Source organism: Alteromonas sp. G5_S2_22_S1, from assembly GCF_054968525.1.
The window spans coordinates 56195-75882 of sequence record NZ_JBQKUJ010000011.1 but is presented as its reverse complement, the minus strand read 5'-3'; the positions used below and the strand labels follow the sequence as shown (position 1 = coordinate 75882).

Annotated in this window: 15 protein-coding genes and 1 pseudogene; 3 read left to right on the top strand and 13 right to left on the bottom strand. The window is 43.8% G+C overall.

All coding sequences use genetic code 11. The annotated features are described in order from the left end of the window. Positions 1-215: 215 nt before the first annotated feature. The 4 genes and pseudogenes from ACTRWF_RS12830 to ACTRWF_RS12815 all read right to left on the bottom strand — a co-directional run bounded on the left by ACTRWF_RS12830 (position 216) and on the right by ACTRWF_RS12815 (position 2067). Positions 216-635 carry a GNAT family N-acetyltransferase gene (locus tag ACTRWF_RS12830; protein ID WP_024016517.1) on the bottom strand — a complete coding sequence of 140 codons (420 nt, stop codon included), beginning with the start codon at positions 633-635 and terminating at the stop codon, positions 216-218. Beyond that, a pseudogene (locus ACTRWF_RS12825) lies at positions 632-1010 on the bottom strand (VOC family protein). The gene ACTRWF_RS12830 and the pseudogene ACTRWF_RS12825 overlap by 4 nt, the downstream one beginning before the upstream one ends. 47 nt (positions 1011-1057) lie before the next feature. After that, on the bottom strand, positions 1058-1495 hold the full coding sequence (locus tag ACTRWF_RS12820) for a GNAT family N-acetyltransferase (protein WP_012518853.1): 438 nt from the start codon (positions 1493-1495) through the stop codon (positions 1058-1060). Positions 1496-1581: 86 nt separating this feature from the next. Further along, positions 1582-2067: a DUF2938 domain-containing protein gene (locus tag ACTRWF_RS12815; RefSeq protein WP_278385402.1), complete on the bottom strand. Its 486-nt coding sequence runs from the start codon at positions 2065-2067 to the stop codon at positions 1582-1584. Between the two features lie 91 nt (positions 2068-2158). Here ACTRWF_RS12815 and ACTRWF_RS12810 point away from each other — a divergent pair, with 91 nt between their 5' ends. Further along, a complete protein-coding gene (locus ACTRWF_RS12810) occupies positions 2159-2572 on the top strand; it encodes a helix-turn-helix domain-containing protein (protein ID WP_012518855.1) in 414 nt (137 codons plus the stop codon). Between the two features lie 67 nt (positions 2573-2639). Here the strand turns inward: ACTRWF_RS12810 and ACTRWF_RS12805 are convergent, their stop codons facing one another. The 3 genes from ACTRWF_RS12805 to ACTRWF_RS12795 form a co-directional block, all read right to left on the bottom strand. Beyond that, positions 2640-3818, bottom strand: coding sequence for an alcohol dehydrogenase family protein (locus ACTRWF_RS12805; RefSeq protein WP_020743865.1), 1179 nt, complete (start codon positions 3816-3818; stop codon positions 2640-2642). Between the two features lie 130 nt (positions 3819-3948). Continuing rightward, positions 3949-5016: a YcbK family protein gene (locus ACTRWF_RS12800; protein WP_023559756.1), complete on the bottom strand. Its 1068-nt coding sequence runs from the start codon at positions 5014-5016 to the stop codon at positions 3949-3951. 14 nt (positions 5017-5030) lie between these two features. After that, positions 5031-6416, bottom strand: a complete 1386-nt coding sequence (locus tag ACTRWF_RS12795) for a L,D-transpeptidase family protein (RefSeq protein WP_462835662.1) — start codon at positions 6414-6416, stop codon at positions 5031-5033. A gap of 351 nt (positions 6417-6767) precedes the next feature. Between ACTRWF_RS12795 and ACTRWF_RS12790 the strand changes: the two genes are divergently transcribed. Further along, entirely contained in the window at positions 6768-8246 is a 1479-nt protein-coding gene (locus tag ACTRWF_RS12790) for an ATP-binding cassette domain-containing protein (RefSeq protein ID WP_462835661.1), read from the top strand. Between the two features lie 109 nt (positions 8247-8355). Here the strand turns inward: ACTRWF_RS12790 and ACTRWF_RS12785 are convergent, their stop codons facing one another. After that, complete coding sequence (locus tag ACTRWF_RS12785; RefSeq protein ID WP_012518862.1) at positions 8356-9663, bottom strand: short-chain fatty acid transporter; 1308 nt, start codon at positions 9661-9663, stop codon at positions 8356-8358. Between the two features lie 74 nt (positions 9664-9737). After that, positions 9738-13793: a hybrid sensor histidine kinase/response regulator gene (locus ACTRWF_RS12780; protein WP_012518863.1), complete on the bottom strand. Its 4056-nt coding sequence runs from the start codon at positions 13791-13793 to the stop codon at positions 9738-9740. Between the two features lie 326 nt (positions 13794-14119). On the opposite strand from ACTRWF_RS12780, the gene ACTRWF_RS12775 reads away from it, so the two are divergent. After that, positions 14120-14467, top strand: a complete 348-nt coding sequence (locus ACTRWF_RS12775) for a carboxymuconolactone decarboxylase family protein (protein WP_012518864.1) — start codon at positions 14120-14122, stop codon at positions 14465-14467. Positions 14468-14520: 53 nt separating this feature from the next. Here the strand turns inward: ACTRWF_RS12775 and ACTRWF_RS12770 are convergent, their stop codons facing one another. The 4 genes from ACTRWF_RS12770 to ACTRWF_RS12755 all read right to left on the bottom strand — a co-directional run bounded on the left by ACTRWF_RS12770 (position 14521) and on the right by ACTRWF_RS12755 (position 19610). Next, positions 14521-17274, bottom strand: coding sequence for an insulinase family protein (locus ACTRWF_RS12770; protein WP_462835660.1), 2754 nt, complete (start codon positions 17272-17274; stop codon positions 14521-14523). A gap of 185 nt (positions 17275-17459) precedes the next feature. Further along, positions 17460-17753: a YfcL family protein gene (locus ACTRWF_RS12765; protein WP_012518866.1), complete on the bottom strand. Its 294-nt coding sequence runs from the start codon at positions 17751-17753 to the stop codon at positions 17460-17462. A gap of 88 nt (positions 17754-17841) precedes the next feature. Then, positions 17842-18990 (bottom strand): ATP-NAD kinase family protein, encoded by a 1149-nt coding sequence (locus tag ACTRWF_RS12760; protein ID WP_287148586.1) that lies wholly within the window; start codon positions 18988-18990, stop codon positions 17842-17844. Then, positions 18987-19610 (bottom strand): elongation factor P hydroxylase, encoded by a 624-nt coding sequence (locus tag ACTRWF_RS12755; RefSeq protein ID WP_348680961.1) that lies wholly within the window; start codon positions 19608-19610, stop codon positions 18987-18989. The genes ACTRWF_RS12760 and ACTRWF_RS12755 overlap by 4 nt, the downstream gene beginning before the upstream one ends. Between the last annotated feature and the right edge of the window lie 78 nt (positions 19611-19688).

The following is a 19688-nucleotide window of genomic DNA, read 5'->3' as shown; positions in this document are numbered from 1 at the left end:
CAAGTGACGTAAAGCGCCTAGTTTCAGGAGATGTACTTTTCTCAGTGTTAGAAGAACTTGATGTTTATCGTCAGGCCGTGCATGAAAAGCGGAGGCGACTTGCCGCCTTAGGACAGAAAGCTGCCGTTGTTTGAAAGACGATAATTACGATACATAGTGATTTGAATAAACTTGAGAACTCTTAAGACTTGCATGTCGCGTTAATGACCAGGTAGCTAAATAAACCTGCACATGCCTAGACCTAAACTTTCACCATCACGAGGTTCAAAACCGAACTTAAGATAAAAACTTTCTTTACCATGCGCAGCCAACAAGCCAATCGTTGCGCCAGGTGCGCAGCAAGACTCTAAATGTGTAATCAACGTGTTCATTATTTTCGATCCCAAACCTTTATTCTGATGTTCTGGATGAATAATGACGTCTTGAATGTAAAAATACATTGCGCCATCGCCAATCACCCGACCACAGCCTACAAGGTTGTTGTCGAGGTAAATTGTTGCCCAAAACAACGAGGCATCAATACTTTTTTGAACAACCGATAAACACGGGTTATTCCATCCAATCAATTTTCTTAAACTGGCAAAGTCTTCAGCTGACGGAGGACTTTCTTTAACGGTGTAATTCGTATGCATCATTCGTCATTCTGCCCCTCTTTTTCGCAAAAGCTAGCTACCTAATTCAGTAATGTGAAGTAGTTCGCCCGACGGGCCCCATAGATAGAAAATGCTTCCCCAATGTTGTTGCTCAATTGATGAAATTTTCGTTTTATGTAAAGAGCGCGAGCACAATTCAAAAGCGTCCTGAATGTCTGCCACACAGATTTGTAGCATAAAGTTATTCGCCAATTCAGGATTATAGAAGCGCTGAAGAAAGAAGAGACAATCACCATTTTCAAACAGTGTTAGATCTTCATTTACGTATTCTGCATTAAATCCAATCTCAGAATAAAATGCTTTAGAAATGTCGTAGTTTTTGCTTGGAATAAAAGTCTTAATATCTATGACGTCCATATCTTAAGATCCCTTAAGCTTCTCTGTTTCATTATTTTTAACCGTGGCTAAATGGCAATAACAGCAAGCATGTCTTCGCCATCTTCATCTAAACCCACTTCTTCGAAACCAAAACTTGAATAGAAGGTTTTGGCGACAGGATTCTTAGGGTTATAGCATATCTCAATAAATTTGAGCTCAGAAGTTTGCTTTATAAGCGTGATAGCTTGAGATAAAGCAACTCTGCCAATTCCTTTATTTTGATGGCTCTCATCAATCATAAAGCGCCAAATAGACACCTTAGTTGGCGTTTCCTGAACCCACATCAAGAATCCTACGGGCTGGTCGTTGCAATAAATGGCTTTACAGGTATGGTTATCATTATAAAAAGACTCAACCAGCGACCACATATTGCACGCAACAAGCGCTTGCTGATCTTCGGCCACGTCCAAGTCACAAACCTGCTCATAGTTAGATTTGTTTATTTCTTCCAGTGAAATTTTCATCCTGTCTTCTTTTACGCTCGTTTTATTTCAATACGCATTATACGCCGAACTTTATTCAATTAATCAACAAGCGATTATAGCCACGTCTAAAGTACGAGCCTTAGAACCAATGCCGAAAGGTACAACCCTAAGCCAAATACTGCATGGTTTAAAACGCTATGTAGACGGACAGCGTTAGGATTAGGCGTTTTCGACGCGGCAACTCCTGCGCCCATACCAGGCAGCAATATAAAGAATGGTGCAATGACGGTAGCGATACCGAGCACCACTGCTGGACCTAGTGTCGGCTCGAACAACCAAGCCTCTCCAAATATAAGGAAAAGTAACACCGCATAGCCAATACCAATCACGTAATGCGCTGTCCAACCAATGATCTTCTCACCACTCACAGCATCGGCGTTTGCAATAGAAGTATGGGAGAACCGCCCTTTTCTCATATGCCCTATCCAACGCCCTACCATGCCCCAATTTGTTGGAGCAATACTAAACAATTGTTGCCTTAGCAGCGCCCACAAATCCATCACTAGGGTAGCCCCAATACCAATTAGCACGATAAAAACAATATTCTGCATATTAACACTCAACAGCTAGTTTCAATTAGTTAGAGATGCTAGCCTACAACTTCAAGTTAACTTTAAGCCAAGCATTCCTTTGGAAAAATGTATGGAAATATCTCAAGTTGCCAAAAAATCCGGAGTTTCAGCATCCACGCTGCGGTTTTATGAAGAGAAAGGTCTTATCACTTCTATTGGTAGGCAAGGTATACGTCGCGTTTTTAGCCCGAATGTACTAGAGCGGCTTGAATTAATTGCATTAGGTCGCGCTGCAGGTTTTTCTTTAGAAGAAATTGCGGGCATTTTGGGGAACGAGGCAAAGCCTGAAATTAATCGTGAACTACTACTGAGAAAAGCCAACGAACTAGACAGAACAATAAAAAAGCTCACAGCCATGCGCGATGGTCTGAAACATGCGGCCGCCTGTACAGCACCAAGCCACTTAGAATGCCCAAGATTTCGTCGTTTGATGAACCTTGCCGGTACGGGGGCAATAAAAGGTTTAGCAACTAGCAAAAAGTAAAATGCCCGCATTTAGCGGGCATTTTAATGTCATCTAAAACAATTTAACCGTAGTTGAAACATAGTACTCATTGTTTCAAGCTATCGATAAAATCCTGTTGCGGTGGCGTTTGCTCAGGAGGCAGCAACACAATTTTACCCACGTGCTTTTTCTCAGAGAAATCTTTTTGTGCTGTTACGATATCTTCTAGCGGGTAAGTTCTCGCTAACATAGGTTTTATTTCACCGCGTTCTATATATGAAACAAGATTCGGGAAAACCGGCTCGTCCCACGCAGTACAACCAATAAAGGTAAGATCTTTCAAATAAAAGCTGCGCATATCAAGCGTGACTATTGGCCCTGCGATGGCGCCGGAAGAAGCGTAGCGACCACCGCGTTTCATTACCACTGACATTTGAGTGAATCCTTCACCTGCAACGTTATCGACAACTACATCTACGGACTTTTCTCCTAACACTTCAACTAGGTCACTGTTACGTTCGATAACGCGATCTGCACCTATTTCCATAAGCACGTCCATTTTATTTTTGCCTACAACGGCAGTAACTTGTGCACCACGGCGTTTAGCTAACTGCACAACAGCAGAACCTACACCGCCGGAAGCCCCAGTCACCAAAACATGCTCCCCTTTAGATACGCCGGCTCGGTGAACCATATTTTCAGCAGTGCCATAAGCGCAAGGTATAGTTCCGAGTTCGGCATCCGACCAATCGCACTCGACGGCGAACGCTTCACTCGCCGTTATTTTTACGTACTGGGCGAAAGCACCATCGAAGTCTGACGCCATCCAAATATTTTCTAGTGAGTCCCAAGAATCTTTACGAATGCAAGAACGTATTAAAATTCGCTCTCCGATACGTGTAGGGTCCACGCCTTCCCCAACCGCCACGATTCGACCACAACAGTCAGTCCCTTGAATAAACGGAAACGGGGTTTGTTCATTCCATCCACCGTCTAACTCTTCTGCTGCGCTTGATTTCTCTTCGTCATTCTCGTCCAACGCGTCAGTGCCTTGAGTGACTTTAGAAGAATACCAACCTAATCGAGTATTAATTTCTGTATTATTGACACCAGCTGCTAAAACCTGAACTAGCACCTCGCCAGCAAGTGGTTTTGGCATGGGGACATCGGTGTAATTTAACTGCTCATAACCACCGTTCGCCATGGTCACCACAGCCTTCATAGTCGTATCATCAGGTTTTACATCGAATCTTTGCTTGTCGCCAAGCAAGCTAGTAATACTCATAATCTCTCTTAAGTTTAGAATTAATAACAATTAGTACGCTAAAATAACGTATGCCTGTCGCTCATGCAAAGTAGCTACGCTATTCAGCTTTATATTTAAACGGTTGAACAGTCCCTTAGATTTGCTGAGCTTAAGGCTTTCTCCATCGCGCTTTGATCCCTCGGGTATCAACGTGAATAAACGGCCCCCGGTGAGGTTTTGGGCCGTATACCCCTAGACCGCCAATTAAGCCTTTATATTCACTACGTTTATTAAGCTCGGCTATCATTCTAGCCATAACGTCAGCATCTTTGATACTTACCGCGCCGTCTTTGTTTAGGTCGTCCATTCTGTAGTTACCGTCATTATCTACAAAAATGTCGGCGGCATCGCCATAGACATGTCGGCTAAATTTAACGTTGCCGATAGCTTTGTTGTACTGGGGAGTCCTGTAACCGCTCATGATCACCATGTTCGATACATTGATACTGTTCATGTTCATCTCTCTTCTAAGCATTTCCAGCTTTAACAGCAGAGACGGGCGAAGATATACAAACTTAGGGTAGCCAGAGCGCTGTTTACTGGTGAACTCCTTTAACTTGAAATGAGGAGATAAAAGTAGCTCTTGGTTTTCTTCTGTTACTTCAATAAACCCTTCAGGTTCAACATAAACATCTTTGTTTTTAATTTCACTTTCATCTGGATAAGGCCCGATATGATAATACTTTAATCGTCCGCCTTGGACTTCCTCGGCAGGAACCATAACAAACACATTTAACGACATATTGACCTGTCCGTCTTCGCTTCTTATTTCTAGGCGCTGCTCACCTGGGACATCTTTCGCCTGCCAATGCCATGTCATAGACTCGGATTTTTCAACCATTACACCGTTTTCAAACAACTGATAGGTTTTGTCCGGTTGTGGATAAATAATTTCTAGCTCGGTAACCTCTTCAGGCAATACAAATAGCGAGAAAGCGTTGTAAGGCACCACAATATTATCAATTTTTAAACTAAACTCCGCGTCTTCTAAGTGAGCTTTGTTTTCAACTACAACTGGCTCATGTGGCGCAGCACGAGCGGCCGTTTGAGAAGCTTTACCCTGAACCATTTCGACGGGTTTCGCATTTACGTTTTGCGCGGTCGAGAGCATTACCAGGGCCACTACCGAAGCTTTTAAGGTGCTCACTATCATCTTCATATCTTTCGTTACCATCATCACTTACCCTATTTTCACAAAGACGCTACCTGCGTTAGCGCTTCGGCATCGCGTCTATCGCGCTGATAAATATCGTTTCTAAAGTTAGCCTTACCGTTTTCATCGGCCCACGCGGTCCAGTACACCAAATGAATAGGCAAAGGCTCTTCAAGGTGAAAGGTTTTAGACTGACTTAGCTCGCGAGCCGAAATAACATTATCCATTAAGCTATCTACGCCCTGCTCTTCCGCTATAAGTTGGGCTAAAGAAAAAGGGTCTTCTAATCGAATGCAACCGTGAGAGGCGGCTCTGTTCGTTTCTTTGAACCATTGCTGATAAGGGGTATCGTGCACGTATACAGCGTGTCGGTTTGGAAAAAGGTATTTAACCTTGCCTAACGGATTTTTTTCGTTGGGGAGCTTTACTAAAAAATGGTCGAACTGATAAGGCTTCATGTCTTCCCAATCAATCGTATTGGGGTCAACCAACTCATCATCAACAAAACTGTCTTTGCGAATAACAATGTTGTTTTCTTCTAAGTAGTTTGGGTTATCCGCCACTTTTGGTGCTATTTCTTTCGTGGCAATAGAAATCGGGATACGCCATTCTGGGTTAACTACAAATTTTTCTATGTGATCGCTAAATGAAGGCGTCGCCCAGCTTGGCTTACCTACTACCACGTCTTTAGTGGCTTTTACTTTACCGTTACTAATATATCGAAGACGGAACTCGGGAATATTAACTAACACATAAGCGTCACTGTCTTTTTCTTCAAACATTTCCAAGCGCGTAATGTTTAGCGCTAGTTGCTGCGCTTTCTTTTTTGCTGTCACATTTAGCGCTGCAAGGGTTTTTCTTCCAACTACACCATCTACTAGAAGGCCGTGACGGCGTTGAAAATCTTTCACAGCGTTTTCAACGTCTTTATTGAAAACGCATGGCGCGGAGTTAACTGCTGTTAATGCATGGGTGCAGTTTGTATTTATTGAGGGGTATTCTCTGCCCAAACGAGAGATCAATGCAGTTATCGCTTGAGCCTGCTCTTCACTGTAAATGGGCGTTTCATCAGCCGCAGCTTTTCTTAACGCGCCATTTTTAAGAAGTAAGTCTTCATTTAAGGCTTTCCAGCCACCTTGCTGGGCGATAGAGGAATAAAAAGCATAGGCACTTTTCATTTGCTTTAACTGTGCTTGTAAGGCAGAAGCAGTACTAGCCTCTTCCAATGCTCTTGGCGTTGAAGTGGAAACGGTCGAGGCAACACCTACCAAGGGTAACCAGAAAAAAGCAGCAACAATGAGTTTTTTCGTTATGCTAGAAGTTCGCTTTTTAGGCGCTGAGAAGCGACCAGAAGCGTTCACTTCCAATTGATTACTATGGCACAATTGAACAGTATGCTTGACGGCTCGATGTTCGGTTTCCATTGTTCCTTTCCCTGAAAATACACACATACATAAGGTCGCAAAACAAGTACCAAGCAATAAGAAAAGACACAAACCATTGAAAGTTATGAGTTATTTTGAAATTTAAAAATGAAAAGAATTTAGATAACAGAAATATTATGTGTAGGTAATTCAGCTTTTCAGTAAGATTTTTACGGGAAAAGGTTAGAAAATAGCCGTAAATTTTACAATTTGTGTTTAAGCCGCCTCGCGGTTAGATAGTTATCGTTGTTGCATTCGGTAGCAAAGCGAGGTGCTGAAGCCTTATTTAACATTGACACATAAACAGAAAACTTCACAATAGTTCTACTTCTTATCCACTCGCGATCATTAATGCTGTATCTTTCTGAATTTCAAACAAAGCTTTCTAATCAATATATTACCCCTGCATTTTCGTTAGCACTAAATAATGAAAAACCACCCTCGCACTACCTTATTGCAGGTAGAAATAGTAGCGGGAAGTCGCTTCTAATTTCTGCGCTTGCGGGTAACGGTAAAGTAGAAAGCGGTGTTCGCGAGTGTAGTTCGGTTGTTGCAGAAGTATCGGTTTTTAGGCAGCAGACGTTAATTGAAGAAGAAAAGCAAAAAGACAGTGCGGATATTTTAGATGTAATCGCTGAGCCAACAAAAGTTCGAGAGTTATTCTTACGCACGAATGAGGATTATCAAAATCACCTTTATTACAACGAGCTAACCTCCGCTCTTAGAATTGAGCATTTGCTAGATAATGCGTTTCTTTCACTTTCAACAGGTGAAACCCGCAAGGTAATTATCATGCTGGCGTGGTTGAGCGATGCCGCAATTATTTTGCTTGATGAACCTTTCGAAGGCTTAGATGTTGAAGCGATTAACGCATTTAGTCGCTTTCTTGTTTCTCAACAACAAGCCGCACTGGCGTTGACCGCCAACAAGCTTGCAGACATTCCTGAGGGCCTTCATGCACAACTCATTGTTATGGATGATCTTGCTATTACGTGGAAATCTGACGGCGCACTTAATTATGATGACTTGCGCTCAGAATTAAGTACGTGGTTTGCGCTAGAGTCTGATGATATCGATGTACCTGCAGCGCTTAACGCTAATGACACAAACCGCAAGGACCAAAATCACAATAAGCAGAACAGTGAGCTTGATGCACTACCCCATACCTTAATTCAGCTGAATGACGGCTTTGTGCGTTTCGATGAACGCACTGTATTTGAAAAGCTTAACTTTACGCTTAATAAAAATGACCATTGGCAGATAACGGGCCCGAACGGGTCAGGTAAAACCTGTTTGCTTCAAATGTTTACTGGTGATAATTCCCATTGTTATACCAATGACTTAACAATGTTTGGCATAAAACGGGGAACTGGCGAAAGCATATGGGATATTAAGAAGCACATTGGCATTATGTCGAATTCGCTGCACATGCAATACAAAGTAAACGCAAGTGTTGAACATGTAATCATATCAGGCTTTCACGACAGCATTGGTCTATACTCCCGCCCAACGTTGGCTGAGCGAAACGTAGCAGGACAATGGCTTGCTGTTCTGGGTTTACAACAGAAGAAGAACACACCGTTTCAGTCGCTATCGTTTGGCGATCAGCGATTAGTACTAATTGCACGTTCTATGGTTAAGCACCCCGCCGTGCTTATTTTAGATGAACCCTGCAATGGCTTAGACGACTTTAACCGCCAAAAAGCGCTTAAGCTTATTGATAAATTGGCTAAGGCTGGCACCAGTACTCTCTTGTATGTTAATCACAATCCAGAAGAGTGCATTCCCAGCATTCGCAACACGTTAAATATGAAAGACTATAATGTTTGAGATAGTATAAGCACCACCGCACAAGGCACTTAAATCAACGGTGGTAGTGCATTAGTTACTAAACATGCCCTTTTTCATATAACACTACAACGGCTAACGCAAAGCTTCTTCACACAAATCGTAAAACCAAGGAAATAATAACGCCAGTTACGATAAGCTGAACTAAGCAAAAACCCATTATATCTTTGGCTTTTAAGCCCGCTATGGCAAGTACGGGTAATGCCCAAAACGGCTGAATTAAGTTCGTCCAGGCATCGCCCCATGCCACCGCCATTGCTACCCTATTAACTTGCGCACCCAGTTCAGCAGCAGCGGGTAGGATTACAGGGGCTTGCACCGCCCACTGTCCTCCTCCCGAGGGTACGAAAATATTTACAATGCCTGCACTTATAAAACTCCACACGGGCAACGACTCTGCAGATGCAAAACTAATTAGCCATTCTGACATGGTCTGCGCTAATCCAGATTGCACCATAACCGCCATGATCCCCGCGTAAAACGGAAACTGTATTACAATCCCGCTGCCGCCCTGAACGGCTTGCTGCAAGCTATGTAATACATTACGTGGCGTACCATGAAGGACAATAGCAAGAAAAAGAAATAGCGTATTAACGATGTTTAGGTTTAACCCGCCGCCAGAAATAAAATAGTTCGTAAGATAAGCAAGCCCAGCGAAACCGACAAGTAAACCAAGAGCTTTGCTGTTTTCGAGTCTATCAGCGGGTCTTTCGTTTGTCGCCGAAGTTAAGGCATCGTCTTGTAGCTTTGCACTATCCACAATCACGCTTTCAGATTTAGGAGGTAGCATTAAACGATTCACAAGGGGAATAACTACAAACATAATTGCCAACAACAGTAAGTTGAAGCCACTAAAAATAGTCTCGCTGGTACCAATTACGCCTATTTGTGCCTCTGAAAAATGGCCCGGTGTTGCAATAGTTAACGGTACAGAGCCCGCCAAGCCGCCATGCCATACGATAAAACCTGAATATGCGCTCGCCACCAATAGTCGATAATCTACCGACACTTTTCTTGCAAGTGCTTTGGCGAACAACGCGCCTACCACTAGCCCGAAGCCCCAGTTTATCCAACTGGCTGTAAGCGACACTAAAGTAACCAGTACAATAGCGCTTCCTGGGCCTTTAGCTAAACGGGCGAGGTTTTCCAGCAGTGTCTTGACTAGCGGCGTGCATGCCAGCATAAACCCGGTTACTAACACTAAGAGCATTTGCATTGAAAAGGTTAGCAGCCCCCAGAATCCATCTCCCCACTGTTGAACTGTGGTAAGTGGAGATTGGTCTTGAATGACCACCGCAAAGACAAGCGTTATGAGCGTTAACAATAAAACGAAAATATAGGGGTCGGGCAGATATTTTTCGACGAGTTTTACGAAGGGTTTTGATGCACGATTTAGCATTAACGCTCTCACAACTTGTTAAAAACTTGTTGCATATTAACGTATTTTTTGATTTGAGGAGTGTTTTTATTATTTTAAGCTAGCCACTTTTGTAACGTGAGGATTACTTTCTCTTGGTCAATAGGTTTAGTAAGAAAGTCGTTCATGCCCGACTGAAGGCACTTATCTTTATCACTTTGCATAGCGTTAGCAGTAATAGCCACAATAGGTATGCTTTGATAGTGCGCACCGGCTGCCCCACTTCTTATATGCTTTGTTGTTTCAAAACCATCCATTTCAGGCATTTGGCAGTCCATAACCACGAGTGAATAAGGCTTTGCCTGTTGCGGCTGCTGTAAAAACGCTAAGGCCTCTTTACCGTTGTTTGCCACATCTACTGTGAGCCCTTCACCTTCGAGTATCGTTGTTGCTACTAGCTGATTTATCGCGTTATCCTCAACTAACAGTACCCGCAAACCCTCAGGCGAATTGTGAGGTGTAGCGTTATGGCTGGCCTCCTCTACAGGCGCACTGCGCCCAAAATCATCAGCCTTATGTTCTATTTCGTTGGGGACCTTGGCCAATATGTGTCTAAGATTCTCGGTGGTGAGGGGTTTCGGGAAAATTGATGCGATCCCTCGTGTTCTAAAGTGCTGCGCACTTTCGATATCTTGAAGTTCAGTCATTACCACTATCCGAATATCGGCAAATCTTGGTTCTTCAAAAAGCGCCATAGCAAAGTCTTTACCGCACATATCTGGCATTTTATTGTCGATAATAACTAAAGTGATTGGCGATGAAGACTTCAAACTGGCCTTACAGTGTGCAAGCGCACCTTTGGATGAATCTGCCACTGAAGTTTCTACACCCCAAACATTTAACTGGCGTTTCAGGACTTCTCTATTTGAAACGTTGCTGTCAACTATTAGGCAGTGTGTATGCGGGGCAACATCTGAAGGCGCCACGCCTTTAGCGTCATTAACCTTGTTCACTTCAAAAATAACTTCAAAGCAGCTTCCCTTTCCTACTTCGCTAGAGGCCTTTACATCACCACCTAACAGTTCACAAAGCTTTTTGGTAATTGATAAACCAAGTCCAGTTCCGCCATAGCGCCTTGTCGTCGATGCATCGACTTGCGTAAACGCTTCGAACAACTGTGCTAGCTTACGCGGCTCTATGCCTATACCCGTGTCTTTGACAGCGCAGCGCAGTACATATTGCCCTTCATTTTTTGAAGGTAATAGTGCTGCGGTAATACTCAATTCGCCTTGCTCGGTAAACTTCACTGCGTTGCTTAATAAGTTAGTGAGAATTTGCTGAATTCGTGTGGGGTCGGAGTTAACTTTTGATGCGTCGACTTTAGAAACATCAACAATAACCGCTAAACCTTTTAACTGAGCCGTGTGCGCAATAGATTGCGCCAAGGTCTCGATTAAACTTCGCAAATCAAAATCAACCGATTCAATTTCAAGCTTGTTAGCTTCTATTTTTGAAAAGTCTAAAATGTCATTGATAAGTACTAGCAGAGAGCTGGCGCTTGAACTCGCTATGTTAACCCGTTGCCCTTGTTCAACGGTTAAGTCACTTTTCTTAAGCAAGTCGAGCATACCAATAACACCGTTCATCGGTGTTCTTATCTCGTGACTCATATTGGCAAGAAATTCTGATTTTAGCTTGGTTGCTTCTTCAGCTTTTTCCAGCGCGTTTTTAAGGTTGTGGGCCTGTGCTTCGAGGGATGCCGTTTTTTCTGAAACCTGTTGTTCAAGCGCATGAACAAAGCGCTTCTGTTTGGTTATTTCCGTTTGGTGTAACCGGGTGCGCAAATACACTACCAGTATTATTACGCCAATAAGTAAGGCGCAATATAGTGTGTATGCCCACCACGTTTTCCAAGGAACCGTAGCTACGTGTAAGTTCACGAACAGATGATTTTCGCCCCACTCTCCATTTGGCTTCATTGCTCTTACTAACAATGTGTAGGTACCACCGTTTAAATTGGTAAAGGAAACCTTATTGTGGTCTCCCGTATCTATCCACTGCTCGTCATAACCTTCCAGTTTGTAGGCAAAGTGCGGTTTTTGCGACGCTGAAAAATCCAGTAAAGCAAACTCTAAGGAGAAGAAATAGTCTGTATATGAAAGGTAGATATCGGTGACATAGGATAGCGGTTTACTAAGCCGTATTTCTTGGCCCATTTTATTAAAACCTGTCAGCACTATTTTTGAATCGCGAACTTCCCGCTGCCCCTTCTGATAGTTAAAATACTCTATTCCCCGCTGGCTGCTGGTAAAATAGGTATTTTGAGCCGCGTTAAGCAAGCTGTTTGAGTAGTAATTTTTTCCTGCTAACTCGGTTTTACTATTATAGTTGGTCGCTTTTTTAGTTTCGGGATCATAGAGAAATATTCCCTTGTTAGTCGTAAGCCACAAGGTGCCATTTTCACCGTCCGCTAGCCCGCGAATAAGCGTTGTCGGTAGCCCGTGCTGTTCATTGAATTGCTGAAACGTTTTGGTACTCGGTAAATAAAGATTTAACCCTTTTTGTGTAGCAATCCATATCTGCCCACTTTGGCTTTCGTGTATATCTTCAATTATGTTACCTAATAGGCTGTTTTCTCGCTCTACGTCAGCAAAATAAGTAACAAACTTGTCGCCATCACGAGGCCACACGCTGACGCCCTTGCCCGTGCCAACCCACATATTGCCAGCACTATCTTTAAAAAGGTTATGAATTTCAGGGTGAGATAAACCTTGTGCTTGCGTTAAGTGCTCAAAACTATTGTCACTGAAGCGATAAATATACACGCCATTTTTGTAGGTACCTACCCACAAATCGCCGTTATCATCTACTGCCAATGCTCTAAACTCCTGAAACCGACGATAATTATTGTCAGATTTAGGGTACTCTATACGTGTTACTTCGCCTGTTTGACGATTTAATCTCGCTAGGTAGTTGTCCTGCGCAACCCACAGGGTATCGTTATCGTCTTGGACGACTATAGGTCGTTCTATCACCCCACTTTCAGCATACCCATCAAAGGAAGCAAAAATCGAAGAAGCGTTTTTTTCTAAGCGCTGCTCGTTTACACGCCATGTGTAAATCTCTGCTTTGGCAGTAACAATGAGTACATCGCCATTTTCATCGAGCTCAATCCCATTAGGGGCAACAAGCGCATCGCTATTAATAAGCTTCACTGTGCGTCGTGGAGACAACTTAAAAATGCCGTGAACTTCACTCGTTATCCATTTCGTACCGGTGTGGTCTTCAAATATGATCCTCAGGCCATTTGTGTAGCCAAAATCCATTTTCTCGACCACGTTGCCAGTGCCTGTATGGCGATATAAACCGTTTGTTGTTACAAACCACACACTCCCTTCACTGTCTTCAAGCATAGAGTTCACTTGGCCTAACTCTTTTCCATCGCTCGTGGTTTGTGAAACAAACTCCCCGCTTTGTGGCAGAAAAAGAAAAGGCCCATCTTGTGTAGCAACAAAAAATTGGTTTGATGTGGTTAAAAGCAGGCTTCGTATTTCATTGGCGCCTGTGGCCGTATTGTTATCTTTATCTGGGAAGAAGTGGGTTGCTGTTAAGGTTTCTTTGTTCAGTAAGTTCAAGCCGAAACTGGTTGCTACCCACAAACTATTTTCGTCATTATCAAGCATGTCCCAAATACGATTATGCGATAAACCCGCTGAATTACCCTCTGTTTTTTTAACCCGCTGAAATGCGTTCTCGCCAAGATACTTATTCAAACCCTGGTCGTAAGTACCAAGCCAGATGTCGCCATTTGTATCGTGAAGTAACGATTGAATTCGATTAGAAGAGAGTGTTGTTTTGTCGCCTAGAACGTGTAAAAAGCGCTGAAATATACCGGTCTTTGGGTTGTACTTATTAACGCCGCCTCCCCAAGTTCCTACCCATATGTTACCGTCTTTGTCTAACATCAGGTTGCCAGCGTCATCATGGGATAAAGTGTTTATTTGCTCTGCGTTAGACTCGAAAAGCTTGACCTGCCGACCGTCGTAGCGCATTACGCCGTTTTCAGCTGTACCGAACCACAAAAAGCCTTGGCGGTCCTGAATAATGGAATATATCTCAGAAGAAACAAAACCATCGTCAGCGGTAAGCAGCTCGACGGAGTATTCGTTCATAAGCTTGTCGGAATTCGAGGAATAAGCGTGTGGGGTACTCACCAAATAAACGAATGCACATAGTAGAAAGTGGCGAAACAGGAGCCGATAACGCGTTATATTTTGCAAAGAAACATGCTCTTACTAGAAAAAGAAAAGACGAAGATATACGTTCGCAATATTAGATGATCCCTTTTAGCTTATCCATTCTACCAAAGGTGCATATATTGACCTAGCTTACCGTTTTTATTGATTTGAATCATGTAATCTATTCTTCGGTTTGCAAAATAATTGCTGTTTATCTGATAACACGGTAAATAACCATACCGACAACAAAAAGAGTCATCATGTCTAAATCCTACAAAGAAATCACAGAAGGCCTTAATCCTTATCTTGCAGAGGTGAAAAAAGGTGTACCTGAAGTAATGAAAGGCTTTTCGGCTATGGCTAAAGCAGCGACTGCCGACGGCGCACTGGATAAAAAAACAAAAGAGCTCCTTGCTCTTGCTATTGGTATAGCGACAAGGTGCGATGGCTGTATTGGTTTTCACGCTAAAGCGCTGGTTCATTTAGGTGCAACAAGAGCTGAAATTGAAGAAGTCTGCGGTATGTCTGTATACATGGGTGGCGGCCCCTCGTTCATGTACGCGGCAGACGCTCTGCGTGCTTTCGATGAATTTAGTGAAAGTGAGTAAGAAAAAAGGGCCGATTATTTTCGGCCCTAAAATTCAATTTAAGGTTTAGGTCGTTACAGTGAATTCATACTTTGTACACTGACAGGACCAAGCTCTGCAGCTTCAACTTCTGCTTTGATTTTTTCAGCATCGCCGATGATGATCCACGTTAGTTTATCTGGGTGCAATACTTCTTCAGCCGCTTTACTGAGGTCACCTAAAGACAAGCTGTTGTACTTTTCGACCAAAGACTCTGGGTAGTTGTATTGTCTGTTGAACCTTTCACTCGACAATAGGCTGTACAGCACCGCATTGGCTGTCTCAAACTGACCTGGCAGTGAGCGAACTTCATCAAGTCGTGCTCGTTCAAGTTCCTGTGCCATTGGCGGCTTATCACCTATGTAGGCATTAAGCTCTTTCTTAAGTTCTAGCAACGACGGGCCTGTTTTATCGGTTTGAACCGGAGCATAAACCATAAATGGACGTTGACCTCGAGCATCTTGTAAGAAAGTGTACGCACCATAAGACCAGCTTTTATCTTCACGTAAGTTCATATTAATGCGAGCAGTAAAAGCGCCACCTAAGGTTAAATTCATGGCCTTGATGGCAATATTGTTTTCAGCACCAGTCGGTGGTGCTAAATGCGCAGCAAGTATAAGAGACTGCTGTGCTCCAGGACGGTCGATAATAATTGCTTGGCCTTGATCAGGCATTGATGCTTGGGCAATTTGCTTGGTGCCCTTGTCACCTGCAACTTTCCATTTGCCAAACTCTTTTTCGAGCATTGGCTTAATCGCGTCTAATGTGGTGTCGCCAACAACAAATATAGTCGCGTTATCAGGGCGAAGCCATGTATTCTTAAAGTTAACTAAGTCGCTTCGCGTAATTGCCTTCACGTCTTGCTCGGTTCCGGTACCGGTAAATGGAATACCATAGGCATGGTCATCACCATAGATAAGCGGTGGAAGCAAAGTAAGGGCAATACTTACAGGGCGAGTTTTTTGCTGTGCTATATTACTCAAAATAAGCGCACGTTGAAGTTCAATCTCTTCTTCTTTAAACGTAGGTGATTTTAAGATATCACCGAGAAGTTCCAAAGAAAGTTCCATATTTTCCGTTAGCATCGACATGCTAACTGTCGTGGTATCTAAATTTGAGCCAGCGTTTAAATTAGTTCCTAACTGTTCAAGCTCTGCTGCTAGTTCTAAGGCATCGTATTTACCCGCGCCTTCGTCGAGCATCTGCGTGGTAAAACTTGCAAGGCCCAGCTTGCCACCTGCATCAGCGGCGTAGCCTGCGTCAAATTGCACCGCTACATTCACCAGTGGAACCGTCGAGCGTTTTGCAAACACCACATTAACGCCGTTAGAAAGCGTAGTTTCCGTAACGTCAGGGAAGCTTAACTGTGTTTCTGTATCAATTGATGGCAAACCTGAACTGCGATCAACACCTTCAGCAAGGGCTGCATGCTCAATGAAAGGTACAACCGTAATTTGGTGCCACCCTTCTTTTAGCCATTTATTCGCTGCCGCTTTAACGCCTTTAGGTGTTGCCTGTCCCAGCTCATCTAATTCGGTTTTAAAGTAATTAGGATCGCCAGCAATAAATTCACCGGTAGCAAGCGTATCGGCTTTACCGCCGAAACCACCCACTTCTTCAAGACCACGAATAATTGAAGCTCGACGTTTAGTCGACACCAATTTGACTTCATCTTTACTTGGACCTTTACGCAAAAACTCACTAATGACTTTGTCGATTTCTTTTTCCACTTTAGCCACGTCAACGCCGTCTTTCACGTCAACCGCAACGCCAAAAATTGATGCCATTTGCAGCTCGTAATTGAACACTGAAGCATTGGTTGCGATTTGTTGGTCGTAAACCAGTTCTTTATAAAGACGAGAATTTTTGCCGTCACCCAGCGCGCTTGCCGCAATAAACAAATCGGTTGCGGTTGAAGATGTATTCTCAGGCGACACCCAAAGGCGATAAATACGTGATTGAGGCACTTTGTCTTGAATAATTTCACGGGTATTTACGCTGCGTTTCGGCACCCATGCTTGCCATTTAGATAGCGCAGGACCCGGCTCAATATCCCCAAAGTACTTGTTTACCAGCGGCTTCGCTTCTTCGGCGTTAATATCACCGCTTAACACTAAAATTGCGTTATTGGGGCCATAATATTTATTAAACCAGCCCTTTACGTCGTCTAAAGACGCTGAGTTAAGGTCTTCCATTGAACCAATCACCGTGTGGTGATAAGGATGCCCAACAGGAAATAAGCCTTCAAAGATGTGGGTAAACACGCTTCCATAAGGCTGATCTTCACCTTGGCGCTTTTCATTTTGTACAACGCCACGCTGTTCGTCTAACTTCTCTTGTGTTACCGCACCTAAAAGATGCCCCATGCGATCTGATTCCATCCACAATATGCGGTCAAGGGCTGGAGTAGGAACGGTTTGGAAGTAATTTGTGCGGTCAAAATTTGTGGTGCCGTTTAAGCCAGTAGCACCGGCTTCTTGAAGCGGACCGAACCATTCGTCGTCATAATTTTCGGTGCCGTTGAACATTAAGTGTTCAAATAAATGCGCAAACCCAGATTTACCCTCAGGCTCATCTTTGGAGCCTACTTTGTACCACACCGCCACAGCTACCACTGGCGCCTTGCGGTCTTCATGGACAATTACGGTTAACCCATTATCGGTAGTAAACTTTTCGTAGTCGATATTTATGTCGTTTTTAGCAAACGCTGAGCTTACCAGCGTGCTACTTACTGCCAATACACCTACGCTTACTTTTAAGCGCTTGGTGAGGTGTTTAAGTACACTCATTTCGTCATCCTTAATCTTTTTAATTGTGCTAAATACCACAAAGCGGCGCTATGCCTGCCTTAAAGATAAATCAATCTGGCAGTTAATAAAGGATTATGACGTTGAAAACTGTAACGGATTGTAAAAAGAGAAAAAATATCGAGCGTGGAGATTTAAATGTCTAGGCTCAAGGCTAGAAGTCGCAATTATATTGCGACTAGTCGTGCCCAAAGCGCTTTAACTTGCTTTGCATCCTCGCTTTCCAGTTCATTGTTTTTAAACGCACTTTCAAGGCTTGATAGCATTTTTTCGTTTAACAATTCCAATGAAGCGTCTTCACGCATTTCTAGCTGTCGCGCTTCTACCGCGAAGTGGCCTTGCAAATAACTTGCAATGAAAAGTTCATCGTCACTGCCGTGGTTCACCACGTCATCAAGTGACGCTTCAATTTCAGCGATAGCTTTCACTACCCCTTGAGGGGCTGCAGCAGGTGGTAACACGTCTTACTCCTTCCTGTTGTTGTATATCAGTTTTCGATTTCTGTATTTCAATTCGAGATGAAATTGGTTTGCACCAAACGCCAATCGTTTAAACAGCCTGGCAAAGTACTTTGTCTTTGTAGCCGGTAATAACCGTAAACGCACCTGCCAATTCAGCGTCAAGCGCGGCGTCGCTTGAATCTAAGCGAAGCGGTTTGCCGTTTAATGCCTGTAGCTTTTGCTTTGTAGCCACAACAAGCATATTTTGTTTGCCAATTTGGCGAATAAAAGCCGGGCTTAACTGTTGATTTCCACGCCCTAAAATATGGCCCTGACCACCAATCACAGTCAAAATGACTTTGGTCGGTTTGTTTTGAGTCAATGAAACAAGTTCATCAGCGGTAACGTCACTTGCTATTAACTCTCCTTGCTTAACCACATCCACACCTAGCAAGGTGTTGTCTAAGCCAAGAAACTCCATGACAGCGCCTACCGTGGAGCCTGACCCCATGACAAAGTACCTATCGGGTTCATCATCCATAATCTCGCTTACATAGGCAGCAATATCATCAAGCACCAGTGCTTCATCTTCTTTGCCGCCCATTTTTACCGCTTGTACGTAAGTTAACTCGGCCGGCACGCGCATTTCACCATAGTGTTTGGCAATAACTTTCCCTTCGCGAAACGCGTTTTCGTCAATATCTCGGACTTCAGCGTCCATTTCGCTTACTAGTTCACCGGCGATCATTTGGCTTACTACCTGCCCCGCTGCCGCTGGTGATACACAGTAAACGCCTGAGTGAATTTTACAGCCCGCTGGCACACCTAAAACCGGTACTTGAGTGCCAACCACACTGCAAATATTGCGCGCGGTACCGTCGCCTCCGGCAAATAGCAGTAAGTCGACTTGAGCATCTACCATGGCTTTTGCCGCGCGCTCTGAATCTTCACCTTCGGTTTGTTCAGCGTCAGAGGCGTAGATTACCTTGTAAGAAACACCCAAGGATTCACACACCGTCTCACCCATGTCACCGGACGCTGTGAATACGGTAAATTGACCTGACAGCGCTTCAAGAATACTGAGCGCTTTCGCCATTTTTTCATTGGCTTTTTTCTCGGCTCCCATAGCCAGCGCTTTTTCACGAATTTCAGCACCATCGCTGCCTTTCAACGCGAGCGCGCCGCCTATACCGGCAAACGGGTTTACCACAACCCCAAGTTTAAACAAGGCTGGGCTACTACTACCAGTTTCATTCATGCCGCATCTGCTCCTGTTGGTTTAGCTTGCCTATCACCGTTAAATGTTGCCGATAAAGCCTCTATGAAGCGCTTTGCTCGTGGGGGAAAGCCGTGTTCGTTATAATGAGTACGCTGAGCCGCTACGTTTCGCGTAAAGCCTTCTCTATCAGGCTCTGCCCCATTCAAATTATCGGTACTTACCTGAAACTTTCTGCCGGCGGCTTCTGTAAAAGCCCACTCAATGGCTTGCGGCTTAATTTCCACTTTTTCAAAGTCTGCTTGTTGGGCCTCGTCTCGCCCATCGGGGCAATACCAATAGCCGTAGTCCTCGAGCTGTCGGCGCTTCTCACCGGCAATACACCAATGCGCGATTTCGTGTAACGCACTCGAGAAGAAGCCGTGTGCAAAAACTATCTGGTGGTAACCCGTATCGTCGCCTGCCGGGATATAAATGGGCTCATCGTCACCTAACACCAATCGGGTGTTGTAATCTTCAAAGGTGCTATTAAATAATGAGATTAACGTGGGAACATCATTGTCTATTTCAGCGTTTGCGATTTGTGCGCCGCCTTTTTCTTCAATGGTGATATCTTTGATAGCAATGTTTTCAGGAGAAATTTGACTACGTTGTGTGTTCATTGAGTCCAAAAAATATTAACAAGCAAGCTGAGTTGGTGGCGCAAGAGTATATCAGTAAAACTTTGTCATCTCACTTGA